The organism is Salmonella sp. SA15303 (genome assembly GCF_029962125.1).
GTDB lineage: Bacteria > Pseudomonadota > Gammaproteobacteria > Enterobacterales > Enterobacteriaceae > Salmonella > Salmonella enterica.
This window is the reverse complement of sequence record NZ_CP123924.1, coordinates 14,453-39,211: the sequence shown is the minus strand read 5'-3', so window position 1 is coordinate 39,211 and position 24,759 is coordinate 14,453. Positions and strand designations below refer to the sequence as shown.

Here is a 24,759-nt window from a genome sequence, read left to right as displayed (position 1 = left end):
GGCACGCCATCGCCTGATGGCGCTACGCTTATCAGGCCTGTAACGTTAACGCAGCATCGCCATCAACTCCTCAGGCGAGCGATGCTGTTTCAGTAAATCCCGCATCACCCGCATATGCGGCGAGGAGTAGTTAAAAAAGGTCTGGTAGCCCTCGCAAAGCTGATTTTTCCCCTGGCTATCCCGATGCTCAGGGCATCCGCCGCCGCAAAATCGTAATAAAGAGCACTTCTGACATTCAGCGCTTAGCGGCGCCTTGTCCGGCGCTTCAACGCCATTCTTGCCGCCGCACCACTGCTGTAGCGTCTCATCAAAAAGGCGGACCGAGATACGCTGAATATCTTCACGTACCCAAATATCAAATACGCTATTTAAAAACCGCCCCCAGTCTGCTGAACACAATGAATCCTCGGTCAACATTCCGTTCCGGTCATGTTCCAACAATGGGATAAAATGGACATTGCGAATGCCGAGCCGTTGTAAGTTACGGTACAGTTGCTGAGGGCGCTGGCTATTCTGGCGATTTACGACGACCTGAATCTGGTCATCACTCACGACAATGTCCTGACGTCCTGTCATATAAAATTCCCGATAAATGCAATAAGTTGGCGAATATGGGTAACAGCAAACAGGATTGCGAGCGACAACACCGCGAGGGAGATCAAAAATTTGTCACGCATGACATGAGTTTCGGAAAAATCGCTATGCGCGACATCCATCAAATTACGACTCAGGGTATAACGCCAAAGAATCACCGCCACTATCGCCAGAACGCTGATTGACACCCAGAACAGGAATCCCGCCTGATGCCAGTGGTGCCTGACGGCTAACGCCATTAACGCCCCGTATCCCAGCAGCGTGCGAAACCAGGCCAGCGACGTACGCTCCGGTTGCAGTCCCGGATCGTTCTGCCGACGGGCTTTACGACTATCCGGCATACAGTACCAGCCCCATCACTATCACCGCGACAATCATCAAAATAACGCTGATGATCAACAGGCTATGGGTATAAGGCAAATCCTCTTTCAGGCGCATCGCTTTTTCATTACGTAACCAGCGTAGATAGCCATAAATCGCCAGGCCGCCCGCAAACAGACACAACAGTAGCGCCAGCAGTTCACGGATCACCGGCGTGGCAAAATCCGGGGCGAGCTGATCAAGACCGACGCCTGCCGCCAGAAATCCCAGCGAGGTGCGAATCCACGCCAGAAAGGTGCGCTCATTTGCCAGTGAGAAGCGATAATCCGGCGCTTCTCCGAGGCGGGAAATCTTCATGACGACTCCTTTTACGTTATTATGTATTCCCGTTTGTTTTCAGAATACCACTCACGTTGTTGCTGATATGCTTCACATTATCCCGCAGCAAGGGAATCTTATTGCAAAATAACTGTAGTTCACTGGTGATGCGTTTTGGCGCAACCACGCTCATTGCCGCTATTTTTCATTTCCGTTGCGACCTTTTTCAACGCCACCGCCAGGAAAGGCATTATTGCCGAATTAAAAGCTGAAAAACTACCCGTCGCGACGAAAAAAAAGGCGAAGAAGATTGATAACTAACTGAAAAAATTGGAATTATGCTCATTGCCATTACGCTGATTAGCGCGTTCATTGAGGAAAGAGATAAGAAGAAGAGCAGAAGTGTGACCGGTGCGGCGCACGTTATCCAGCCTGGATTTAACACAGTGCGTAGGCTGGATAAACAACGCGCCATCAGGCGCTAACCCATTCCCCAAAAAATCACCGCCAGCAGTTGTGGCGTGATAATACGCAGGAACATCACTAACGGATAGACGGTCGCGTAAGAGAGCGCCGCCGCGCCGCTGGTGGCATGAAGATTGTTGGCAAATGCCAGCGCTGGCGGATCGGTCATCGAACCGGCCAGCATCCCGCACAGCGTCAGATAGTTCATTTTGGCAAAAATCCGCGCCAGCAAACCGACGGTAATCAGCGGAATAGCGGTGATGAAAATACCGTAGCCAATCCAGCTTAATCCTTCGCCCTGCGTCAGCGTATCGACAAAATCGCCGCCGGATTTCAGCCCAACGACCGCCAGAAACAAAACGATGCCTAATTCACGCAGCGCGAGGTTGGCGCTCGGCGGCATAAACCAGTACAGCTTACCGATGCTGCCGATACGCCCCAAAATTAGCGCCATGATCAGCGGCCCGCCGGCCAGCCCCAGTTTTAACGCGACCGGGAATCCTGGCACAAACAACGGGATTGACCCAAGCAGAACCCCTAATCCGATGCCGATAAACACCGGCAGCATCTGCACCTGCTGGAGTTTTTGCTGCGCGTTGCCGACCACATTGGCTACCGCATCAATCGAGGCAGGACGCCCCACCAGATTGAGAATGTCGCCAAACTGCAGGCTGGCGTCGCTGCTGGCGACCAGCTCAACGCCCGCGCGGTTAAGACGGGAGATAACCACGTCATAACGCTCTTTAAAGTGCAAATCGCGGATACGTTTGCCGAGCACTTTTTCGTTGGTGACGACCACACGCTCGACACGTAAATCCGTGCCGCGCGTCGACAACGAGGTGTCCACTTCCTTACCGATCACCAGTTGCGCGTTATGCAGGTCGGTAGATTGGCCGACGAGGTGCAGCAGGTCGCCTGCCTGGATAATCGTCCCCGGCGACGGCACCATCAGCGTGTCGTCGCGTTTCAGGCGTGAGCAAATGATTTTATCGCTGTTCAGGATCGGCACATCCTGGATAGCCATATTATTGAGGTTCGGATTCTCGACACGGATATTCATTGTCTGAATTAATGAATGACCGTTAGCGAGAGAGGATTCGTGCTTCTGCGCCTCCGCCTCGACGTTAACGCGAAAAATCAGCCGCATCAGCCACATGGTGAGCAAAATACCGCAGATGCCAAACGGATACGCCATCGCATAGCTCATCCCCATCTGATCCACCAGATCCACTGGCGTTCCCAGATCGCGCAGGATTTGCTGACCCGCCCCTAACGCAGGCGTATTGGTGACTGCGCCGGAGAAAATCCCCAGCACCACCGGCAGCGGAATAGCGAAAATTTTATGCAGAATCGCGGTGACCAACCCGCCCATAATCACAATCAGAATAGCAAACAGATTGAGACGCAGCCCGGAAACGCGCAGCGAGGCGAAAAACCCCGGCCCCACCTGTATGCCGATGGTATAAACAAAAAGAATCAGGCCGAATTCCTGGATAAAGTGCAGCATATCGCCGCTCAGCGTCACCCCAGCCTGATCGACGAAGTGGCCGACGATAATACCGCCGAACAGAACGCCGCCAATACCAAAGCCGACACCGCGCACTTTAATGTTGCCGATCCATAAACCGACAACCGCCACCAACGCCAGAACGCTGACCGTCAATGCGATATCACTCATCTTTTCTTCCCTGTGAGTAACATTTCAATTTATAGGGATTATGACTGAACCGTTAAGGCATATATACAGCATGGCGCACATTCTCATGTTACAAAACCGCCCAGACGTCCTGACTTCGGCAGCGTCTTACCCTTTTTCGTGGCACAAAAAAGCCCCGCCATCTCTGGCGGGGCAAGGCAAGGAGCTTATTAGCTATTTAATGCGGAGCGTTCGTTAATAGCGATACGCTGCGGCGCAATGGTTTCCGGCTCGTTACGGGTTAAATCAATATGCAGCAGGCCGTTGGTAAACGTCGCGCCGGAAACTTCCATATTCTCAGCCAGCGTAAAGCTCAGGCTAAAAGGCTGCATGACCAGGCCCTGATGTAACCATTTGGGCTCGTTTTCCGGCTGTTCCGGCGTACCTTTCACCGTCAGGCGCGTGCCTTCCAGTTGAATATCCAGATCTTCCTGACGGAAACCGGCTAACGCTAAGGTAATGCGATAATGGTTATCGTCGCTTTTTTCGATGTTATAGGGCGGGAAGCTCTGGCTTTCGCCGCTGTTTTGCAGCGCATTGGCCAGCTTGTCAAAACCGATCCATTGACGCAGCAGTGGGGATAAATCGTAGTTACGCATAATCATTTCTCCTTCTAAGAAGCGAGTTTTTACCTTCACACTTTACGTGCGAATATGCTCCCTGACGGCGAGCATGGGATGACAGGCCGCGCAACGCGACCCGACGGAATCAGTTAATTTCGATACGGCGCGGTTTGTTCGCTTCCGGAATCACGCGCTCCAGTTCGATATACAGCAGCCCGTTGACCAGGTTTGCGCCGCGAACGTGAATGTTCTCCGCTAACTGGAACTTACGTTCAAAGTTACGCTCGGCAATGCCCTGATACAGGTAAGTACGTTCTTTCTGCTCGTCCGCATGAGCGCCTTTTACCACCAGTAAATTATCCTGGGCAGTAATCTCCAGTTCGCTTTCCGCGAAACCGGCAACGGCAATGGCGATGCGGTAGTGGTTTTCGTCTACCAGCTCAACGTTGTACGGAGGGTAGCCGCCATTACTTTGGCTTTGGTTATTTTCAAGCAGGTTAAACAGACGATCAAAACCAATGGCAGAACGGTACAGCGGGGATAAATCAAAGTTACGCATAATCATAAACTCCTGAAATCAGCGAGAATGTCAGACCTTCCATCATGGACAGGCCAGGATTGCCAGAACACCCATCAGGCGTGCCCTTCTATTCACTACGTCTTATAAATGGGTCTGAATACGTACTTTTCAAGTATTTTAATCCGACTTTTTTTTGCAGTTTATTGGCTATTGCATAGACTGGTTGGGACAGCACTGATTGTTAAAGTGCGATTACCGCCACAGTGCCACGTACTGGTGATGTTATTTTTAGCAACGGATCGCTATAACTCATCATGCAAATAACGACAACCAACAGATGAATGAGTGATGATAAAAAACGTGTGGTTAACGCTGATAATATGGAATGGGATGCTTTTATTAGGCGGTTGTTCAAGCGTCATGTCGCACACCGGCGGTAAAGAGGGTACTTATCCTGGCACGCGCGCCAGCGCTACGATGATCGGTAACGATGAGACAAACTGGGGCACCAAATCGTTGGCCATCCTGGATATGCCGTTTACCGCCGTGATGGATACGATCCTTCTGCCGTGGGACATCTTCCGCAAAGACAGTTCGGTAAGATCGCGCGTCGAGAAAAGCGAGGAGGAGACGAAAATGACCAATGCCGTCATCCCCCCGGCGAAGATGCCTCCTCCCTGATTTATCGCCCGGTTTCCGTCACCCATAGCTGACGGAACCCTTTCACCTCTTCCATCCATGCGACGTGTCGCCCATCCGGTGAAAAAACGACGGCGTCCGCAGACGGCGGGTTGTCGTGCCTGGCGGTTAAGAAGTCGATCCTCCCACTTTGTGCGTCGCAGCAGGCAATCCGGTTTTCCAGCACCAGTCCCAGCCATTTACCCGACGGATGCCAGTTAAACGCTGACTGTACGCCGGTCGCATGATGCGTTAACTGCCGGGGCTCGCCTCCCTGCGGCGATATCAGCCACAGTTGCGCTACGCCGTTATCGTCCCGCATCAAAAAGGCGATCGCCGTCGCCTGCGGATTACTGCGGACCCAGTGGCGTGGTTCGTTAGTGAGTCCAGGATAAACACGCTGGTGAGTAAAGGTAAGACGCCGCTGAACTACGCCCAACGGCGGCGATGGCATCGTTGATTCGGTTCCCGTCAGCGGCGTGTCGCCTGCCTGTTTCCAGCCGTTTTCATGACACGGTAAATCGACAATAAACAGCTCCGGGACTTTTTTGCCCGTCAGCGACAGCGTATCGCCAATAAAGGCGATCTGGCGGTTGCCCACCCAGCCCTCTTCATAGGCGCGGTTAATGTCATCGCTGCCAGGTCTCGGCGCAGGCGTCGTGCGGCTAACCAGTACGCACCAGTGGCTACCGCTGTATTCGCGCGGATGCTGAACCGGCACCGTAACCGGCCCATACGGCGCGGCCACGCCGACATTGCGCAGATCCAGCGCCGGATCTCGCTCATGCAGAACGTGGTCATTATAGGTAAAACTCACCAGCTCGCCGTTCGGGCTAAACACATGGACGTGGCTGCCGCCGCGCAGCGCGCCGGGAGTATACGGCGCAGTAATATCCATCGCATCGAGGTTAGTCACGCCCCCCGGCGTTGCAATAACGCCCCGACGGTGGTGAAAATCGTAATGCCACGTCTCATCAGGGTTTTCAGGGCCATGAATAAACACATAGTGATTGTCGGCAGGATGCACCGTCACCACACCGACATGCGCGCCCTGCACAGCGCGATAAATCACCTCCACGTCGCCGGTATGCACATTGACACGCTCAATGGTCTTGCCCGTAAATGACGCGCCTGAAGGCCGTACATCAAAGACCAGCCACTGGCTGTCAGGTGTCCAGGTATTGGTGTTGGTAAGCTGGTGATGGCGCGGCGTAAAGGTGATTTGTTTCATAGGATGTCCTGATAAGAGACGATGCTCGTCATCATACTTCACACGGGCTTCACTTTCAGGCTTTAGCGTATCGTTGGGATAGCCAGGCCCGATGGCGCCACGCCACCGGGCCGTCAGGGCATTATTTCTCCTGCGCCAGCCGGATACTGCGCTCTATCACCGCCCGCCGGGCGTCACCCGCCGGCAGCAGCTTCAGCATCATCTCCCAGGCCGCCACCGCCTCGCCAAAGCGCTGCTGCTCAAAGGCGCTGAACGCATACAGGCTTAACACCCGGATATCCGTGTGGTCGCGGCTCACCAGCTGACGCAGCAGCTCCCCGCCGCGGCGGTTATCCTCCGGGTCGGACGAGCGCGTCAGCGCCTCCGCGTAGCCCAGCGCCGCATCGCGGTTTTTCGGGTCCAGGCGGTAGGCGTTCGCATACGCTCCGGTGGCGGTACCGGCATTACCCAGTACCATACCGGTGCGCCCCAGCATGAGCCAGCCCTCAACATTGCCGGCATCATTCTGCAGGCGGGTGCGCAGCCCCAGCGCCAGCCGCGCCATCTCCTCTTCATTCAGCGGCTGCGCCTGCGGGTCCAGCGCCCGCGCCAGCAGCCCGGGCGTCTGCGCCGTCGCCTGCTGCCAGGCCCTCACCTGCGGATAGCTGCCGGTCTGTGAGTAACTGATGGCGGCCACGACCAGCGCCATAACCACGCCCGGCACGTAAGCACCCCACCCGGCGCGCGGTCCCGCCGCAGGAATGGCGTCGGCCAGGACGTCCTGTCTGATACGCACCCGCCGGCGCGTGCGGGCGACGATTATCCACCCGCCCGCCACGATGGCGGCCAGCGGCAGCACCCACAGCAGCACCGTCAGCGGGGTCAGCGGCGGGTCGTAGGTGACGAAGTTGCCGTAGCGCGCCACCATGTAATCGATGATTTCCTGGCGGCTCTTCCCCTCCTGCATCAGGTCATACACCCTGCGGCGCATGTCGGTGGCTATCATCGCGTTCGAGTCCGCAATGCTGTTGTTCTGGCATTTCGGGCAGCGCAGCTGCTCCGTGAGCTGGCGGAACTGCTGCTCCTGCGCTTCATCTTTAAACGGCATCACGTCGGTGGTTGCCCGCGCTGACCCGGAGATAACCAGCGCCAGCATCAGCATCACCATGCCCGGTAACAGTCTCATTGCGCCGCCTCCCGGCTGTATCTGTCCCACAGCGGTTTCAGTTCACTTTCCCATACCCGGGCATTCAAATCGCCCGCATGGCGGTAGCGGATAATCCCGTTGCCGTCGATGAGGAAGGTTTCCGGCGCGCCGTACACGCCCAGGTCCAGCCCCAGCATCCCGTCGCTGTCCGATAAACTCAGCGCATACGGGTTGCCCAGTTCTTTTAACCAGGCCACCGCCTTCGCCCGGTCGTCCTTATAGTTCAGCCCCACCACCCGGATACCCTGCGCGGCCAGCCGGTTCAGGTACTGATGCTCGGCGCGGCAGGTCGGGCACCAGGTGGCCCAGACGTTAAGCAGCACCGGTTTCCCCTGCGTAAGCACCTCCGCCTCATAGTACTGACCCGGTGTCTCCAGCGATTCCAGGCGGAACGCCGGCACCGGCTTCCCGGTCAGTGCCGATTCGAGATTCGTCGGGTCATCCCCCTGCGCGTTGCGCGTCAGCTGCCACAGCAGCGCCGCGGCAATCAGCAGAAAAATCAGTAACGGTAATAACAGTACGTTGCGTTTCATCCGGCCTCCGGCAATGGTTTACGGCGGCGGTAGCGCGGGTCCGCCAGGCACAGCAGTCCGCCCAGCGCCATCAGCAGCCCCCCGGCCCATATCCAGCGGACAAACGGTTTGTAGTACAGGCGCACGGCCCACGCGCCGTTGTCCAGCTCCTCCCCGAGCGCGGCGTACAGGTCGCGGGTCAGCCCGCCGTCAATCGCCGCCTCGGTCATCACCATCCGGCTGGTGTTGTAGAGCCGTTTCTCCGCGTGCAGCACCGCCTCCGGCTCGCCGTGGCGCGTCACCCCGATGAGGGCCACCCCGCCGCGGTAGTTGGGCCCGGTGATGTCCCGCACCTCCCGGAAGGTGAAGCGGTAGTCGTGAATGGTCACGCTGTCGCCCGCCCGCATCCGCACGTCACGCTCCACGCTGTAATTCTGGCTGAAGGCGATGCCGGTAATCGTCACCGCCAGCCCGAGGTGCGCCGCCACCATTCCCCAGTAGCTGAGAGAGGTTTTCGTGCCGCGGGACACGCGCTGTACGGCTTCGGCCACCGCCAGCACCGCAATCCAGCAGGCCATCGCCATCCCCACCGCCGTCATGGCGATGATTTTATCTTCCAGCAGCCATGGCAAAAGTACCGACAGCACCAGGGTGGAGACCAGGGCGGTGAGCAGCAGCGTCCTGATGTTACGCGGCCGGTCCCGGCCCCAGCGCACCAGCGGCCCCACCCCCAGCAGCAGGGCAAAGGGGACCATCAGCCAGGTGAACATGGTGTTAAAGAACGGCTCCCCCACCGAAATGCTGCCCAGCCCCAGCTGTTTGTGCACCAGCGGCAGCAGGGTGCCCAGCAGCACCACCAGCATGGCGGCCATCAGCAGGACGTTGTTGCCGAGCAGCAGCGACTCGCGCGACCACAGCGCGTTGTTCACCCGCGAACGCACCCTGTGCCCGCGCACGGCGAACAGCAGCAGCGAGCCGCCGGTGACCAGCACCATAAAGGCGAGGATAAACATTCCGCGCGCCGGGTCGGAGGCGAAGGCGTGCACCGACACCAGCACCCCGGAGCGCACCAGGAAGGTGCCCAGCAGGCACAGCGAGAAGGCGCAGATGGACAGCAGCAGCGTCCACGCCTTAAAGCCGGCGCGCTGTTCGGTGACCGCCAGCGAGTGCAGCAGGGCGGTGCCCGCCAGCCACGGCATAAAGGAGGCGTTCTCCACCGGGTCCCAGAACCACCAGCCGCCCCAGCCCAGCTCGTAGTAGGCCCACGCCGAGCCGAGCACGATGCCCAGCGTCAGGAACACCCACGCCGCCAGCGTCCACGGACGGGCAAAACGGGTGAACGCGCTGTCCAGACGCCCGCTCAGCAGCGCGGCGATGGCGAAGGCGAAGGCCACCGAGAAGCCGACATAGCCCATGTACAGCAGCGGCGGGTGGAAAATCAGCCCCGGGTCCTGCAGCAGCGGGTTCAGGTCGCGCCCCTCCACCGGAAAGGCCGGCAGCGTGCGGGCGAACGGGCCGGAGGTGAACAGGATGAACGCCAGAAAACCGGCGCAGACCATCCCCATCACCGCCAGCACCCGGGCGACGATATCCGCCGGCACCTGCCGGCTGAACACCGCCACCGCCAGGGTCCAGCCGCTCATCAGCAGCACCCACAGCAGCAGCGAGCCCTCGTGCGCCCCCCAGGTGGCGGCCACCCGGTACCACACCGGCAGCTGCGTGTTCGAGTTGCCGGCGACATAGGCCACGGTGAAGTCGTTAACCACAAAGGCGTGCACCAGCACGAAAAACGCGCCCGCCACGCAGATAAACAGCAGCCAGGCGAACACCCCGGCCGACGCCATCATCCGCGCGTCACCGCGCGCCACGCCCCACAGCGGGTAAACGGACAGCAGCAGCGCCACGCCGAGCGCCAGGCACAGCAGCGCGTGGCCGTATTCAGGCATCATGATGAGGTGTCCTTATCAGCGCGTTGCGGGCGGCGGTGGTTTTCCTGCATCGCCTTTTCCACTTCCGGCGGGGTGTAGTTCTCGTCATGTTTGGCCAGCACCTCGTGCGCCAGGACGTGGTTGCCCTTCTCCAGGGTGCCCTGCACCACCACCCCCTGCCCCTCGCGGAACAGGTCCGGCAGTATCCCCTCATAGCTCACCGTCACCGACCCTTCGGCGTCGTAGAGACTGAAGTTCACCTTCAGCGAGTCCGGGTCGCGCCTGACACTGCCGGGCATCACCATCCCGCCGACGCGCAGGCGCTGGCCCGCCGCCGGCAGCTGCTGCGTCTCGCGCTTGCCGTAGAGGATTTCGCCGGGGGTATAGAACAGGTCGATATTCGCGCGCAGCGCGTACAGGACCAGGGCGGTGGTCAGCGCCAGGCCCGCCAGCACCGCGCAGACCACCCATAGCCGGTTTTTACGTCGCAGGTTCACGCGGCCTCCTGTTGCGCCTGTGCGGCACGCATCCGCGCCTCGCGCGCCCGCTGCTGCGCCACGCCGCGCAGAATGGCCCGGCGCTGCAGCACCGTGTGCAGCGCCAGCAGCGCCAGCGGCGCCACGGTCATCGCCACCGCCAGCCAGACAAAAAAGGCGTACCCGCCCATGGCGAAAAAATCGCTCCACGATGAAAATGCCGGACTCACCGGTGCCCCCTTTTCAGTATCAGTTCGCTCACCCACGGGCGGCGTTTTTCCATCAGTAAAATCAGGTTGCGCATCCGCATCAGCGAAAGCGTCATAAAGAGCAGCAGGTAGCCGGCGATGGCCCAGCGCAGCGGCGAGCGCATCGCCGGGTCGATGCTCTGCTGCATCCGCGTCGAGCCCTGGTGCAGGGTGTTCCACCACTCGACGGAATAGTGGATAACCGGCAGGTTCACCACGCCGACCAGCACCAGAATGCCCGCCGCGCGCCCGGCCATTTTACGGTCGTCAAAGGCGTGCCACAGGGCGATGACCCCGGCGTAGAGAAACAGCAGCACCAGCTCCGAGGTCAGGCGCGCGTCCCACACCCACCAGGTGCCCCACATCGGTTTGCCCCACGCCGCGCCGGTGACCAGCGCGATGAAGGTGTACACCGCCCCCACCGGCGCCATCGCCGCGACGGCAAGGCTGGCCATTTTCATCTGCCAGACCAGCCCGGTGAACGCCGCCACCGCCATCGCCGCATAGATACCCATTGACCAGATGGCCGCCGGGACATGCAGGTACATAATGCGGTAGCCCTCCCCCTGCTGGTAGTCCGCCGGGGCGAAACCAAAGCCCCGGACCCAGCCGGTGGCCAGCGCGATGATGCCGGCCGCCGCCAGCCACGGCACGAGCCTGCCGCAAATCTGATACAGCCGGGGCGGCGCCGCCAGCTGATGAAGGGTTTTCCACATAGTCGTCACCTGACCTCCTGAAACCAGTAAAATGTCCGTCGTGCCGGGGCGCTACTGCGTACTGATGCGCAGCGCCGCCGCGGTGGCGAACGGGCTTAACGTCGCGCTGCCCGCCAGCAGCGCCCCCAGCACCGCCAGATAGCCGTCAACGGGTAAATGCATCGATGCCGCGTCCATCGCCGCGGTGGCGAAAATCAGCACCGGGACACTCAGCGGCAGCACCAGAATGCCCAGCAGGACGCCGCCGCGCCGCAGCCCGGCCGTCAGCGCAACGCCCGGCGCGGCGAGAAACCCCAGCGCCGGCGTGCCGAGCAGCAGCGTCAGCGCCATGATTTTCCAGCCGTACACGTCCATCCCCAGCAGCAGCGCCACCAGCGGGGAGAGCATCATCAGCGGCAGGCCGGTCACCGCCCAGTGGGCCAGCACCTTCGCCAGTACCACCGCCGGCAGCGGCACCGGCAGCAGCATCAGCTGCTCCAGGCTGCCGTCCTGCAGGTCGTCGCGAAACAGCCGCTCCAGCGCCAGCAGCGAGGCCAGCAGCGCCGCCACCTGGATGATGCCCGGCGCGATACGCGCCAGCAGCTGCGGCTGCGGCCCGACGCTTAACGGAAACAGGGTGATGACCATCAGGAAGAACCACAGCGGGCCGGCGATGTCCGCGCCGTGGCGGAACGCCACGCGCAGCTCGAGACAGAAGACACGCCACATCACAGCCCCGTCCCCCCGCCGGTCAGCGCCAGGCGGCGGACGGTGTCCGCAGCCCCCGGCAGCGGCTGGTGGGTGGTGAGAATGACCATCCCGCCCTGCGCCGTGTGCGCCGCCATCCGCCGGGTGAGGCGCGCCACGCCGTTAACGTCAATGGCGGTGAACGGTTCGTCGAGCACCCACAGCGCGGCGCGGGTCAGCCACAGGCGGGCCAGCGCCACCCGGCGCTGCTGCCCGGCCGAGAGCTGAGCGACCGGCACATCCTCAAATCCCGCCAGCCCGGCCTGCGCCAGCGCCTCCGGGAGGCGCGCGCCGTCGCCGGGGTGGAAGAAGTGCAGGTTCTCCCGCGCCGTCAGGCGGGTTTTTATCCCCGGCTGGTGCCCTATCCACAGCAGGCTGCGATGGAAACTGTCGCGCACGCGACGCAGGGGCTCGCCCTGCCAGTACACCTCCCCGCCGTCCGGGCGCGCCAGCCCGGTCAGCAGGCGCAGCAGGGTGGTTTTTCCCGCGCCGTTGCCGCCGGTGACCTGCACCCACTCCCCGGCCTCCACGGTGAACGACAGCCCGCGAAACAGCGTCCTCTCGTCCCGCTCGCAGTACAGATCTCTGGCTTCAAGCATCATTGTCATTGCGCATATTCAGGTTGATATGGCGTATAAACACCGGTCAGGCTTTCCAGGAAGGCGACGATATCGTCAATATCGTTTTGCGGCAGATCGGTGCCAACCTGGTAACGCAGCATCAGTTTTACCGCGCCATCCAGCGTCGGTACGTCGCCCCGATGGAAATAAGGCGCTGTTAACGCGACGTTGCGTAAGCCTGGGACTTTTTGCCGTAATTTATCGCGAACCTCTTTGGTGACGTTCATACGACCAATATCCGCTGCGGTAATTTCGCCAAAATTAAAGTCTCGCTTTAATCCCAATGGTTCAAAAGAGCGCCCGCCTAAAATGATACCGCCGTGACAGGTTGCACATTTATTCTCTTTAAATAATTGATAACCGTGTTTCTGTTGCGCGGTCAGCGCATTTTCATCTCCACGTAGCCATTTATCAAAGGCGGAATCCGGCGTTATCAACGTTTTTTCGAATTCGGCGATCGCATCAGTAATATTTTCCCCGGTAAATCCTTGCGGATAAACCGCCTGGAAATCTTTTTTCAGGACAGGATCTTTATCAAGCTTGCTAATAATTTCATCCCAGGATTTAGAGGCCATTTCAATAGGATTTAACGGTGGTCCGCCTGCTTGCTCCTGCAGGGTTGCAGCACGACCATCCCAAAATTGTTCGATATTAAATACGGAGTTGAATACCGTCGGCGCATTTATTGGTCCTACCGCGCCGCCAACGCCAATTGAGGTTTTTCTGCCATCGACACCGCCCGCATTTAACGCGTGACAATGCGCACAGGATATTGTGCTGTCGCCGGATAAACGTTCATCATGATAAAGACGGAAACCTAAGTCGACTTTTTTCGCATCGACGGGAATATTGCGCGGAATAGGCTGAACGGGTTCATTCCGGTGCGCGGCGTCGGTATCGGCGCTGGCATAGTTGCGCTCACGCTGATCGGCTATCCAGTTCAGGATGTCAGTACGCTCTTTATCGCTGACGCCCCCCGCCCAGTGCAGCGCGACATAGCGGGTTGGCGGCATAGTCTGATGTTGCATAACCCATTCAATTTTATTCAGTTCGCTTTGCGGCACCGGCGTATCCGCAATCAGGGCGGCCCGTACCGCCTCCAGGTTAAACGATTTGTAGCCGAGCTGGATATCGTAATCCATTAGCTGCTTTGCCACCGGAAAAGAGGAATAAAAAGGTAATTCAGCGGAAGGCGTATGACAATAATCACATCCTTTCTCCCTGAAATAACCCAGTATTTTATTATTTTCACCCACAACCGAGGCCTGCACATCGCTTTTTTTACTGCGCTGTTTGTCGTAATACCATACATACCCGGACAAACCTAAATAACATAACAGCCCAACGGTGATAACCGTTGTCGCATAGAGGGTAATTTTTTTCATATCACTATCCTTATGGGGTATTGCGGCATGATTAATTAAATTTTATTTTTTTACTCATGAGGCCCGTCAATACTAAATACAAACCCATCATGGATATTGATTGGTATCAATAATTACAATTGGCTAAACCTATAGATATGATAACCCCCGACTATCGTAAGATTTATTTTGCGATGTCCGTCACAGGGTTTATTCAGCAGCAACAATGGATAAATCCTCTTTTCCGTCATCAAAACGAACGATAGCCAACAATAATTGACTTAACGCAGCATAAAAGCCATAGGGATCATGCTTAAGGCAATTATTTGTAAATTCCGGAAGCCATTCCAGTAATGACGACAATGTTTTCTGGCGTAATTTATTCATTCTCCGTTGTTGGAACGATTCACCCAATGAAAAATGTAAATGGCTGAGTAATTCCAGATAAATCGCCAGGTGGTCGGTCGGCTCTTTAAAATCGTCGTTGACTTCCATCCCGGCTTCAAGCAATAAATGTTTAATCATGCCGGGTTCCTGCTGCGGGTATTGCGAGGCGTAGGGCAACGCCGATTTTTTATCCGTCATCAGGAACAATCCGCAAAAATCTGCGGCCAGCTCCAGCTGCGCATCCTGGCGCAGGCTAAGTGCGGCAATTTTTTGTTCGAGTAACGCCACCGACGCCGCCAGCGCGGGCTGACGCTTTAACAGCGCCAGCCAGTCCGCGATCTCCGCGGACTGTAATTGTATTAACCCTTCATCATCCACTTCCCGGAAAAAGAGTAACGCCAGCCATGCATATACGCAGGCGTACTGTTCCTGAGCAAGCGCTGGCTGCTTAATCATGCGGATTCCCCTGCGATGCGGGTACATATTCACACTGCGCGACCATCTCGACCGGACCGTTAAACGCCGTGACGTTATCCATAGGGCCGGTATATTTTTCAATTTCCACCAGCGTCGTATGCGCGCTGGTCGCCTGTGCGAGCTGTGATGTACCGATATCCAGCGTTAATACGTTAGGGTTGCCGTACTTACATAACGCGTTGAGATCGCCGCCTTTATCAGGATCGTACCAGGCGCCTTCATGAATTCGCGCCACGCCCGGCGCATAGCGATCGGAAACTACCGCTCCCGCCAGTACCTGCCCGCGTGCATTGAATACCCGCACGATGTCACCGTTGCGGATCCCGCGCGCGCTGGCATCCTGTGGGTTAATAAAGACCGGCTCCTTGCCGCCAACGGCATATTGCTGACGCAGCGTTTCCGACTCGCACAGTTGGGAATGCAGACGGAAATCAGGGTGGACGGACTGTAAGTGCAGCGGCCAGCGCTGCGATCCCGGCCCGCCATGCGAGCGTTCGATTTTTTCGAACCACATGGGATGGCCCTGACAATCGTCGTATTGCATGTCGGCGATCGTTTTGGAGTAAATCTCGATCAAACCGCTTGGCGTGCCCAACGGCTCCAGGTCCGGATCTTCACGGAAAGCCTGATGGCGCACAAACATCTGCGGATGATCAAACTCGATGTACTCCTGTTGATTCCAGAACACCTCGAAAGTCGGTAAGTGGATACCGCGACCTTTTCCCTGCTGGCTCCCTTCCTGCCAGATGCGTTTCAGCCAGCCCATTTCATCAAGACCTTCCGTGAATGCCGCTTCACGGTTAAAGCGTCGGCAGAGATCGCGGAAAATATCAAAGTCGTTACGCGCTTCAAACTGCGGCGACACCACCTGTTTCATGGCGATAATGCCGCGGTTAGAGTGGTTGCCGAACTGATCAAGGTCGTTACGCTCAAATTGGGTGGTAGCCGGCAAAACGATATCCGCAAAGCGGCAGGTCGACGTCCACTGGTTATCAATAGCGATGACCGTTTCCAGCTTGCGCCAGCCTTCAATTATGCGGTTAATTTGTTGGTGTCGGTGGAACGGGTTGGTCCCGGCGAACACGCACATCTTCAGCGGCGGTAATTTAACCGATTTCCCGTTCCAGTTAATGATCTTGCCCGGTTCAAGAATGGCATCCATAAAACGCGCAATAGGAATGGTGCTGCTGTAGCCTTTGTAATCCGTGCTGTCGTGCACTGGCGGAACGGTCGTCGAACCGGAAAAGCCGCTTAAAATGATCCCTTTACGACCAGGCGTCCCGGCGCCGTTATAGTGCCAGCCAAAACCAAAGCCGCCGCCCGGTAAACCAATCTGTCCCAGCATTGCCGCCAGCACGACGACCATCCATGACCACTGTTCGCCATGCTGCATACGTTGCACGCACCAGCCAGCGATGATTTGCGTTCTGTCGCCCGCCATCTGCCGCGCCAACGCGCGGATGGTGTCGGCGTCAATACCGCACAGTTTTTCCGCCCAGGCGGCATCTTTGGGCTGTCCATCTTTTTCGCCCAGCAAATAGGGGAGGAACTGGTCAAAACCGACGCAATAGTTATCGAGGAAATTTTTATCGTACAGTTTCTCGCTGTACAGGGTATGCGCCAGCGCCAGTTGTAACGGGACATCCGTCTGCGGGTTAATGGCGATATGTTTGACCTTATCGCGCCCCAGATAATCGTGCGTGGAGGTGACGACCGGATCGATGCTGATGACCGAGATAGCGCCGCTGGCAACTTTTTCTTTTAATTGTTCATAGTACTGATAGACATCGTGATCCGGGCACCACCAGTTTGCCTGCTGGTTTTTCACCATATCAGAACCCCATAGCACAATCGTTTTACTGTTCTGTAAAACCAGAGGCCATGACGTTTGCTGCTCGTACACTTCCATTGAACCCACCACGCGCGGCAGAATCACCTGCGCCGCGCCGGTCGAATAGTCCCCTCCCGTGCTAACGCTATTGCCATGTAGCGCAATCGCGCGCGCCAGCATCCCGGAGGCGTTATGGAACATGCCGGTAGATTGCCAGCCGCTCGCCGTCAGTAACGCGCTCGGCCCGTAGGTTTTTTGCACCCGCTCCAGTTCCTGATAGAACAGATCCAGCGCTTCATCCCAGGAGACGCGCACAAAACGATTATCGCCGCGCTGCGAGGTGTCGCTTTGATGACCTTTGCGCATCCAGTCGACGCGCACCATCGGATAGCGAATACGCGCCGCGTTGTGGACGTGATCGGGCAGGCCGGCGATCATTTTGGACGGGTATTTATCCTGTTCAAACGGTTTTGCCGCCACAAATCGACCGTCAACCACCGTGGCGCGAATCGCCCCCCAGTGAGAACCGGTAAGGATACCCTCTTTCGTCGCGGCGCCTGGCGCAACGGCATCCGCTGCGCGGGCGCTACGGGGCGTCAGTAGTGACGGCCCCAGCATTCCTGCCACCGTCAAGCCGCCAAGCTGTGCCAGAAAACGTCGACGAGAGACGTGTAACGAGTCCTTATTTTTCATTGTGTTCTCCCTTATCGCTGTGCGGCGTGTTGGTGGTATCAGACGCATTCATCTGGAGATATTTCAACAAGGTACGTTCTTCACGCTTATCCAGACTGGTGAAACCGATCATGCCGTTGAGCGTGCCGATCCAGCCGTTAGCGTCAAAGTGCGCTTTGTCCGGCGCGCCGTGACACTGATTACAGGTGCCGTTATAGAGGGAGTCGGCATAGGCCCAAATCGGTTTAATGTCATTTACCATGTCGCCTTTTTGCATCCACGCGGTTGCCTGTAATTTGCTCCACTGAGTATTGGTCGCCGCGACGGTGGTCTCTTCCAGCGTTTTCACATGCTGTTGCACATCGCCGCGAATCGAGGCGACAAAAATACGTTTACCGGGCAACTGCGTCAGCACGCGCTGGCGACCGTCCGTCTCCGTCCAGCCTTCGATTTGCACTTGCAGCCAGTCACCGTCCCGTTTAAGGACTTTCACTTCAGAAGCAGGTAACAGCGAACCTGCCGGTTCTTTATCGCCTTTAGCGGCGTAAATCGGCTTGATATCCAGCGAATAGAGCGTATCGCCGTCATTATGCGTACTGGCGCTGGCGCGCAGTTCATCAAACTGTTTGCGAAAACCGCTGCTCATATCCGGTAGCTGGTGGGCAATCCCTTTATGGCAGTCGATGCAGGATTGATTTTCTTTCGCGGCGATTTTCATTTGCCGCGCCGCTTCCGGGTTCTGTTTCGCGTGATCCATCGCATCGTAGTTATGGCAGGAACGACAGGTCGCGGAGTTATTCTCTTTCATGCGCGCCCATTCACGCTCGGCAAGCTCGGCGCGTTTGGCTTCAAATTTTTCCGGGGTATCAATCGAGTGGGCGATAAATGTCTGGTAAAGATCGTTGCTGGCTTCCAGCTTACGTTTCACCATGCCTGGAATATCAGGGGGGATATGGCAATCGTGGCATTCCGCGCGTACGCCGGAAGCGTTCTGGAAATGTACGGACTGTTTATATTCCTGATACACCGGCTGCATACTATGGCAGCTGACGCAAAACTCTGTCGTACTGGTCAGTTTGATACCGACGTGAGGTAACACGATCAGCGCAACGCCGATCACAATCCCGACAATGACCAGCGCCAGTATCGACCAACGGGCGCTTGGCCTGAATAGCGCTCTCCAGAGTTTTCGCATAATAGCCCCTGTAATTATATGGTTTAATGCGCAGATCTTATTCCGCAAATATGAACAGCGTCACTGGTCAGGATGAACGGGATACGGCAATATATGAACAGATATGAACAGAAAGAGACCGCGCGCAGGATGTCACATCACATTGTTATTGTTGAGGATGAACCTGTTACTCAGGCCAGATTACAGGCCTATTTTGAGCAGGAGGGGTATCGTGTCTCGGTGACCGACAGCGGCGCGGGCCTGCGCGACATCATGGAGCATGAGCACGTTTCGCTGATCCTGCTGGATATCAACCTCCCCGATGAAAACGGGTTGATGCTGACCAGGGCGCTACGCGAACGCTCCACGGTGGGCATTATTCTGGTGACGGGGCGTTGCGACCAAATTGACCGCATCGTCGGGCTGGAGATGGGCGCGGACGACTACGTCACCAAGCCGCTGGAACTGCGCGAGCTGGTAGTGCGGGTGAAAAATCTTTTGTGGCGCATCGATCTGGCCCGCCCCACGCCGCAAAATGCCAGTGAAAACTGCTATATGTTTTCCGGTTACTGCCTGAACGTGATGAATCACACGCTGGAGCACAATGGTGAAGCCATTAAGCTTACGCGCGCGGAGTACGAGCTGCTGCTGGCCTTTGTGACCAACCCAGGCAAAGTGCTGCATCGCGAACGTCTGCTGCGAATGCTTTCCGCCCGCCGCGTAGAGACCCCGGATCTCCGCACGATTGATGTCCTGGTTCGCCGCTTACGCCATAAAATTACGCCGGAACTGCTGGTCACACAGCATGGCGAAGGCTACTTTTTAGCCTCGGAGGTGTATTGATACAGATAGACGGGCCGAAATCCCGGAGGCGATAGCGAACGGCGAACGCGCGCGCTGTCGGCGTTGTTATGCGTCAAAATAAGCACCGGCGGGCTGATATTTTCAGGCACCGGTTGCCCCTGTAAGACCTTAATCGACTGCGTTATCGCTAATTCTCCCTGCCAGGCCATCTGATCGCTGAGCGCCATCAGGATATGGCCGCGTTTTAAACCGCGATAAACCTGATGCGTCAGATAAAATGAGACGATCGTGAGCGGAGTCGTCAAATTTCGCCCTTCGCCCATCGCCGCCTCCGCCGCTATCGCCGACCCGGCGACCACATTGGCGTCCGGATGACGCTCCAGCATTTCCTGGAGTAAGTTTCGCTGCACTTCAATGTCGTTATCGCCCCAGGCGATATCCACAATGTTGATGGCGCTGCCTTTAATTGCCTGACGAAAACCCGCCACCATCTCCTGACTGCCGCCAGCTTCCTCCGGCCCCGGGAAGAGTAAAACGTTAAGCGTTTTTCCTTTGCTCCACTGCACCAGGAAACGTCCCGGCAGATAACCCATCTGAAACCACGGCAGACCGACGTGAGTTGCCACGCTGGCGTCGCGTATCACGTTCGCCACTTCAATAACCGGCACATTACCGGCATACCGTTCCAGTTCCGGGAAACGAATGGTACTGCTGCCAAGCAGAATAGCGTCGGCGCCCCACTCCCGGCACTGCGTCATTTGCTGTTGTTGCGTCGCCAGTTGCCGATAGCCATTCGCTTCCAGCACTTTTAAATCAACGCCATACAATTTGGCCGCTTTTTGCATCCCGTAGTTGACGGACAACCAGTAAGAATCTTTCAGGCTGGGGTATAATGCGCACAGTTTCCAGGGTTTACTCGCATTGACTGACGTTTGCCGCCAGGGAATCGCCCGATCGGCGCGCGTCCAGTGTAGCAGTCCGGTTTCGGCTGACGCCGTTTCTACATTCGAGACGATGATTATCAAAAAAAAGAACGAAATAAGCGCGCGCATGATAGCCCCACCAGCAATAAGGTTTTATCCTAATGGTTTTTCCGGCGGCAACTCAACCCATTTCACCCGCGGCGCATAAATGTCAACGCCTTCACTGACCCGCAGATTATGGCTGGCCTTCGCCCTGATGGCGGCACTCACCCTGCTCAGCACCGTGATCGGCTGGATAAGCCTGCGCGTCATTAGTCAGGTGGAGCAAACCAATACGCAAGCGCTGCTCCCGACGATGAATATGGCCAGGCAGTTAAGCGAAGCCAGCGCTTACGAGCTCTTTTCCGCGCAAAATCTGACCAATGCCGACAGTGAGGGCGTTTGGCTGGCGCAGGGGAAGATGCTGAAAGCGCAAAGCCTTAAAATTAACCATCTTTTGCAGGCATTAAGCGAGCAGGGATTTAATACCTCGGCCATCGCCCGGCAAGAAAAAGAGATTGCGCAAACGCTTGGGCAACAGGGAACGCTGGTCGGTGAAATTCTCACGCTGCGCGCACAGCAACAGCAGTTAAGCCGCCAGATTGCGGAGGCGGCGGAAAGCATTGCCGCCCAGGCTCACGGTCAGGCCAATAATGCAGCGACATCTGCGGGCGCCACCCAGGCCGGTATTTACGATCTTATCGAAAGCGGTAAAGGGGATCAGGCTGAACGCGCGCTTGACCGATTGATTGATATCGACCTTGAGTATGTGAATCAGATGAATGAGTTGCGGGTCAATGCCCTGCGGTTTAAGCAGCTCATTGTGACCTTAAAAGACGCGCAAGGGCTGAGCGATGCCGAGGAAACCGATGAAAAACTTAATCAGTTGGTTAAAATTTTATCCCGCCGCCAGCAGCGTATAGAAGATCCTACCGTTCGCGCCCAAATCGCCGACGCGCTGGAGAAAATAAACCAGTACACCACGCTGGTTACCCTGTTTCGTAAGGAAAACGCCATCCGCGACCAGCTTCAAACGCTTATGGCCAATAACCTCTTTCAGTTTACCCGCTTCAGTACGGAAGTGTCGCAGTTGGTGAACGCCATCGAAAAACGAAACGAGGCTGGGTTAGCGCGTCTTACACACGCCAGTCAGCGTGGGCAAATAGGGTTAGTGATCTTAGGCATCCTGGCGCTGTGCTCATTAAGTTTTATTCTTTGGCGAGTGGTTTACCGTTCCGTATCCCGCCCGCTGGCGCAACAAACGCAGGCCTTACAGCGGTTACTGGAGGGCGATATTGACTCACCGTTTCCGGAGGCGGCTGGCGTCAGCGAACTGGATACCATCAGCCGTCTGATGGAAGCGTTTCGCGCCAACGTGCGCAAATTAAACCGCCATCGTGAGGATTTGGCGGAACAGGTGCGTTCGCAAACGGCGGAGCTTCATGCGCTGGTGCTGGAACACCGGCAGGCGCGCGCCGAAGCGGAAAAGGCCAACGAGGCGAAATCGACGTTCCTTGCCGCCATGAGCCATGAAATTCGCACGCCGCTTTACGGCATTCTCGGTACGGTACAATTGCTGGCCGATAAACCGCTCATGGCAAACTACCGCGACGACTTACAGGCCATTAATGATTCAGGCGAATCGCTACTGGCGATTCTTAACGATATTCTTGATTACTCAGCGATTGAAGTAGGCGGCACCAACGTTTCCATTAGCGAGGAACCGTTTGAACCGCGACAATTGTTGAATAGCGCGCTGCATTTAATGCACAGCCGCGTGCAGGTGGCGCTCATCACCGACTTTAGCGAGCAACTCCCTTCCACGCTACAAGGCGATCCGCGCCGGATACGTCAAATTGTGATTAATCTTTTAAGTAATGCGGCGAAATTTACCGATCGCGGCAGCATAGTGCTGCGCACGTTTTGCGACGATCAGAGCTGGTTTATTGAGGTTGAAGATACCGGATGCGGTATCCCTGAAGCAAAGCTGACGGCTATTTTCAAACCGTTTGTGCAGGCGACTGGACGCCGGGGCGGGACGGGCCTGGGGCTGGCTATCAGCGCCAGCCTGGCAGAGGCGATGGGCGGGACGCTAACCGTCACCAGTACGCTTCATGTTGGCAGTTGTTTTCGCTTACAACTGCCGGTTCGCCACCCCAAACCCGCAAGCAAAAGTGCGTTCAGGGAACCGGTAAATCTTAACGGACTACGCCTGTTGCTGATTGAAGATAATATGCTGACGCAGCGTATTACCGCTGAAATGCTCACGGGTAAAGGGGTGAAGGTCTCAGTAGCTGAAAGCGCGAATGACGCGCTACGCTGTTTAGCCGAAGGCGAGTCCTTTGATGTGGCGCTGGTGGATTTTGATTTACCGGATTATGACGGCTTAACCCTGGCGCAGCAGTTGATGAGTCAGTATCCCGCCATGAAACGCATTGGTTTTAGCGCGCATGTGATAGACGATAATCTTCGTCAGCGTACCGCCGGTCTTTTCTGCGGGATTATTCAAAAGCCCGTTCCCCGCGAGGAGCTTTACCGCATGATAGCGCACTATTTACAGGGCAAATCTCACAACGCGCGGGCGATGCTGAATGAACATCAGCTTGCCGGCGATATGGCGTCTGTCGGCCCGGAAAAACTCCGGCAATGGATCGCGTTATTCAAAGACAGCGCGCTGCCTTTAGTCGAGGAGATCGAGGCGGCGCGCGCCATGAATGACGACGTTAACATTAAGCGGCTGGCGCATAAATTAAAAAGCGGCTGCGCCAGCCTGGGGATGACGCAGGCAACCGAAGCCTGTCGGGAGCTGGAATTGCAACCGCTAAGCGATATAGATATTAAAACTATCGTGACGCAGGGAGTGACGGCGCTCGACGCATGGATAGCCGGTCATCCTTCGCCATAATGACTTCCGGCTCGCCACGGCCAACTTATCCGACGCGTTTCACATCGCCCACTAACAGGATGTAAGACAGCGCGCCCAGCAGGGCCACAACGGAGATATAGACCAGCGCCGGAGCAAAACCGTAGCTTTGCGCCAGATAACCAATCACTAACGGTACGCTAATCCCGCCCAACCCGCCGATAAAGTTAAACATACCGCCGGTAAGGCCAATCAACCGCATCGGCGCAAGCGAAGAGATTAACGACCAGGTAATGGACGCAAATCCGTTGCCGAAGAAAGCTATCGCCATCAATGCCATAATCCACAACGGATCGTTAGTGTAGTTAGCGCCCATAATGCACGTGGAGATGAGCAAACCGCAAATAATCGGCGTTTTGCGCGCCACGCCCAGCGAGAAGCCTTTTTTCACCAGTTTATCCGCCAGCCAGCCGGAGAGCAGTACGCCAAAAAAGGCAGCCAGGAACGGTACGGTCGTCATAAAGCCCGCTTTTAGCGCGGTAATGCCTTTTTCCTGGGTCAGATAATTAGGGAACCAGGTCAGAAAGAACCATAGCGTAGAGTTTACGGCGAACTGACCGAGGTAGACGCCCACCAGCTTACGATGGAACACCAGTTTCCAGTCGGCTTTCGTCAACGGCTGGCGGGCCTCTTTTTTCGCTGGCGCATCGCCATCCACCAGACCGCCGCCATCGCGAATATACTCCAGCTCCGCCTGGCTAAGGCTTTTCGTCAAACGCGGCGGTTGATAAACCTTAAACCAGACCAATGACCAGATAATCCCGATACCGCCGGTGACGATAAAGACCCAGTGCCAGCTCAGCATTTCCTGAATCCAGATCAGCAGCGGCGTAAGGAATGCCAGTCCGACGAACTGTCCGGAGGTGTAGAACCCGACTGCGGATGCGCGCTCATGCTCCGGAAACCAGCTAGTGACCATCCGGTTATTTGCCGGAAAGGCTGGCGCCTCGAAAATCCCGGTAATAGCGCGCAGGCCGATAAGCGACAATAGTCCCGTCGCAAACCCCTGCAATAGCGTCGCGACTGACCAGCCGAAGATAGCGATAAAATAGGTCAGCCGGGACCCAATACGGTCGAGAAACCAGCCGCCAGGGATCTGGCATAACGTATAGAGCCAGGCAAAAGCGGAGAAGACATAGCCCATTTCCGCTTTGGTAATGCCGAATTCTTTTTGAATATGCATGGAAGCCACGGCAAGGTTGGCACGATCGACGTAGCAAATCACCACGGTAATAAAGATCATCACCAGCGTCAGATAGCGGCGACGCCCCGGCTGTGCTGCTGTAACTGAAATATCCATCGTCATCTGTCTCCAGATTCTGGGCATAGCGAGGCCGCTCACCATGCCCTGTAAATTACAGAGGGTG

25 protein-coding genes and 1 other annotated feature are annotated in these 24,759 nt (G+C 56.8%); of the genes, 4 read left to right on the top strand and 21 right to left on the bottom strand.

Translation table 11 applies throughout. The features are described from left to right. Positions 1-45: 45 nt before the first annotated feature. Genes QEN31_RS00185 through QEN31_RS00175 form a run of 3 tightly spaced genes read right to left on the bottom strand, consistent with a single transcriptional unit; the run spans position 46 to position 1,272 of the window. A complete protein-coding gene (locus QEN31_RS00185) occupies positions 46-576 on the bottom strand; it encodes a radical SAM protein (protein ID WP_064001148.1) in 531 nt (176 codons plus the stop codon). After that, a complete protein-coding gene (locus QEN31_RS00180) occupies positions 573-935 on the bottom strand; it encodes a DUF202 domain-containing protein (RefSeq protein WP_001113452.1) in 363 nt (120 codons plus the stop codon). Before QEN31_RS00180 ends, QEN31_RS00185 begins: the two co-directional genes overlap by 4 nt. Continuing rightward, positions 925-1,272 carry a YidH family protein gene (locus QEN31_RS00175; protein WP_000703964.1) on the bottom strand — a complete coding sequence of 116 codons (348 nt, stop codon included), beginning with the start codon at positions 1,270-1,272 and terminating at the stop codon, positions 925-927. The genes QEN31_RS00180 and QEN31_RS00175 overlap by 11 nt, the downstream gene beginning before the upstream one ends. 135 nt (positions 1,273-1,407) lie before the next feature. On the opposite strand from QEN31_RS00175, the gene QEN31_RS00170 reads away from it, so the two are divergent. Further along, the gene (locus tag QEN31_RS00170; RefSeq protein WP_000068501.1) at positions 1,408-1,554 is read left to right on the top strand and encodes a hypothetical protein; all 147 of its coding nucleotides are present in this window, start codon (positions 1,408-1,410) and stop codon (positions 1,552-1,554) included. Between the two features lie 160 nt (positions 1,555-1,714). Here QEN31_RS00170 and QEN31_RS00165 read toward each other — a convergent pair whose 3' ends face one another. From QEN31_RS00165 to ibpA, 3 genes are all read right to left on the bottom strand, one after another. Further along, positions 1,715-3,376 (bottom strand): putative transporter, encoded by a 1,662-nt coding sequence (locus QEN31_RS00165; RefSeq protein ID WP_001279781.1) that lies wholly within the window; start codon positions 3,374-3,376, stop codon positions 1,715-1,717. Positions 3,377-3,564: 188 nt separating this feature from the next. Continuing rightward, positions 3,565-3,993 carry a small heat shock chaperone IbpB gene (gene ibpB, locus QEN31_RS00160; protein ID WP_001246919.1) on the bottom strand — a complete coding sequence of 143 codons (429 nt, stop codon included), beginning with the start codon at positions 3,991-3,993 and terminating at the stop codon, positions 3,565-3,567. Positions 3,994-4,102: 109 nt separating this feature from the next. Continuing rightward, positions 4,103-4,516: a small heat shock chaperone IbpA gene (ibpA, locus tag QEN31_RS00155; RefSeq protein ID WP_001532742.1), complete on the bottom strand. Its 414-nt coding sequence runs from the start codon at positions 4,514-4,516 to the stop codon at positions 4,103-4,105. Then, positions 4,510-4,583 (bottom strand) — a sequence feature (ROSE (Repression Of Heat Shock gene Expression) occurs in the 5'-region of heat shock genes and acts as an RNA thermometer to modulate expression.). Its footprint overlaps the gene before it by 7 nt. 242 nt (positions 4,584-4,825) lie before the next feature. On the opposite strand from ibpA, the gene QEN31_RS00150 reads away from it, so the two are divergent. After that, a complete protein-coding gene (locus QEN31_RS00150) occupies positions 4,826-5,158 on the top strand; it encodes a YceK/YidQ family lipoprotein (protein WP_001675643.1) in 333 nt (110 codons plus the stop codon). A gap of 1 nt (position 5,159) precedes the next feature. On the opposite strand, the gene QEN31_RS00145 is transcribed toward QEN31_RS00150, so the two are convergent. The 13 genes from QEN31_RS00145 to torC form a co-directional block, all read right to left on the bottom strand. After that, complete coding sequence (locus tag QEN31_RS00145) at positions 5,160-6,386, bottom strand: DUF3748 domain-containing protein (RefSeq protein WP_001749295.1); 1,227 nt, start codon at positions 6,384-6,386, stop codon at positions 5,160-5,162. Between the two features lie 121 nt (positions 6,387-6,507). Beyond that, the gene (locus QEN31_RS00140; protein WP_022562386.1) at positions 6,508-7,551 is read right to left on the bottom strand and encodes a cytochrome c-type biogenesis protein CcmH; all 1,044 of its coding nucleotides are present in this window, start codon (positions 7,549-7,551) and stop codon (positions 6,508-6,510) included. Beyond that, complete coding sequence (gene dsbE, locus QEN31_RS00135; RefSeq protein WP_064239997.1) at positions 7,548-8,105, bottom strand: thiol:disulfide interchange protein DsbE; 558 nt, start codon at positions 8,103-8,105, stop codon at positions 7,548-7,550. The genes QEN31_RS00140 and dsbE overlap by 4 nt, the downstream gene beginning before the upstream one ends. Continuing rightward, positions 8,102-10,033: a heme lyase CcmF/NrfE family subunit gene (locus QEN31_RS00130; protein ID WP_000982518.1), complete on the bottom strand. Its 1,932-nt coding sequence runs from the start codon at positions 10,031-10,033 to the stop codon at positions 8,102-8,104. The genes dsbE and QEN31_RS00130 overlap by 4 nt, the downstream gene beginning before the upstream one ends. After that, entirely contained in the window at positions 10,030-10,509 is a 480-nt protein-coding gene (ccmE, locus tag QEN31_RS00125) for a cytochrome c maturation protein CcmE (RefSeq protein ID WP_001053600.1), read from the bottom strand. Before ccmE ends, QEN31_RS00130 begins: the two co-directional genes overlap by 4 nt. After that, entirely contained in the window at positions 10,506-10,718 is a 213-nt protein-coding gene (ccmD, locus tag QEN31_RS00120) for a heme exporter protein CcmD (protein ID WP_000074110.1), read from the bottom strand. The genes ccmE and ccmD overlap by 4 nt, the downstream gene beginning before the upstream one ends. Then, positions 10,715-11,452, bottom strand: coding sequence for a heme ABC transporter permease (locus QEN31_RS00115; protein ID WP_000265997.1), 738 nt, complete (start codon positions 11,450-11,452; stop codon positions 10,715-10,717). The genes ccmD and QEN31_RS00115 overlap by 4 nt, the downstream gene beginning before the upstream one ends. A gap of 51 nt (positions 11,453-11,503) precedes the next feature. Then, positions 11,504-12,163 (bottom strand): heme exporter protein CcmB, encoded by a 660-nt coding sequence (gene ccmB / locus QEN31_RS00110; protein ID WP_000990038.1) that lies wholly within the window; start codon positions 12,161-12,163, stop codon positions 11,504-11,506. Beyond that, on the bottom strand, positions 12,160-12,777 hold the full coding sequence (gene ccmA, locus QEN31_RS00105) for a cytochrome c biogenesis heme-transporting ATPase CcmA (RefSeq protein WP_023259547.1): 618 nt from the start codon (positions 12,775-12,777) through the stop codon (positions 12,160-12,162). The genes ccmB and ccmA overlap by 4 nt, the downstream gene beginning before the upstream one ends. Positions 12,778-12,782: 5 nt before the next feature. Next, positions 12,783-14,183: a cytochrome-c peroxidase gene (locus tag QEN31_RS00100; protein ID WP_000724469.1), complete on the bottom strand. Its 1,401-nt coding sequence runs from the start codon at positions 14,181-14,183 to the stop codon at positions 12,783-12,785. A gap of 189 nt (positions 14,184-14,372) precedes the next feature. Further along, entirely contained in the window at positions 14,373-15,005 is a 633-nt protein-coding gene (gene torD / locus QEN31_RS00095) for a molecular chaperone TorD (protein WP_000595421.1), read from the bottom strand. Beyond that, positions 14,998-17,550, bottom strand: a complete 2,553-nt coding sequence (gene torA / locus QEN31_RS00090; protein ID WP_000790668.1) for a trimethylamine-N-oxide reductase TorA — start codon at positions 17,548-17,550, stop codon at positions 14,998-15,000. Before torA ends, torD begins: the two co-directional genes overlap by 8 nt. After that, complete coding sequence (gene torC / locus QEN31_RS00085; protein WP_064239911.1) at positions 17,540-18,724, bottom strand: pentaheme c-type cytochrome TorC; 1,185 nt, start codon at positions 18,722-18,724, stop codon at positions 17,540-17,542. The genes torA and torC overlap by 11 nt, the downstream gene beginning before the upstream one ends. Positions 18,725-18,853: 129 nt before the next feature. On the opposite strand from torC, the gene torR reads away from it, so the two are divergent. After that, entirely contained in the window at positions 18,854-19,546 is a 693-nt protein-coding gene (gene torR, locus QEN31_RS00080) for a two-component system response regulator TorR (protein WP_001562512.1), read from the top strand. Here torR and torT read toward each other — a convergent pair. Then, positions 19,519-20,559 (bottom strand): TMAO reductase system periplasmic protein TorT, encoded by a 1,041-nt coding sequence (gene torT, locus QEN31_RS00075; RefSeq protein WP_001202049.1) that lies wholly within the window; start codon positions 20,557-20,559, stop codon positions 19,519-19,521. The two genes, torR and torT, sit on opposite strands and share 28 nt — an antisense overlap. A gap of 79 nt (positions 20,560-20,638) precedes the next feature. On the opposite strand from torT, the gene torS reads away from it, so the two are divergent. Beyond that, complete coding sequence (torS, locus tag QEN31_RS00070) at positions 20,639-23,374, top strand: TMAO reductase system sensor histidine kinase/response regulator TorS (protein ID WP_064239912.1); 2,736 nt, start codon at positions 20,639-20,641, stop codon at positions 23,372-23,374. A 25-nt stretch (positions 23,375-23,399) separates the two neighbouring features. Here torS and QEN31_RS00065 read toward each other — a convergent pair whose 3' ends face one another. Then, the gene (locus QEN31_RS00065; protein WP_000253524.1) at positions 23,400-24,737 is read right to left on the bottom strand and encodes an MFS transporter; all 1,338 of its coding nucleotides are present in this window, start codon (positions 24,735-24,737) and stop codon (positions 23,400-23,402) included. Positions 24,738-24,759: the final 22 nt, after the last annotated feature.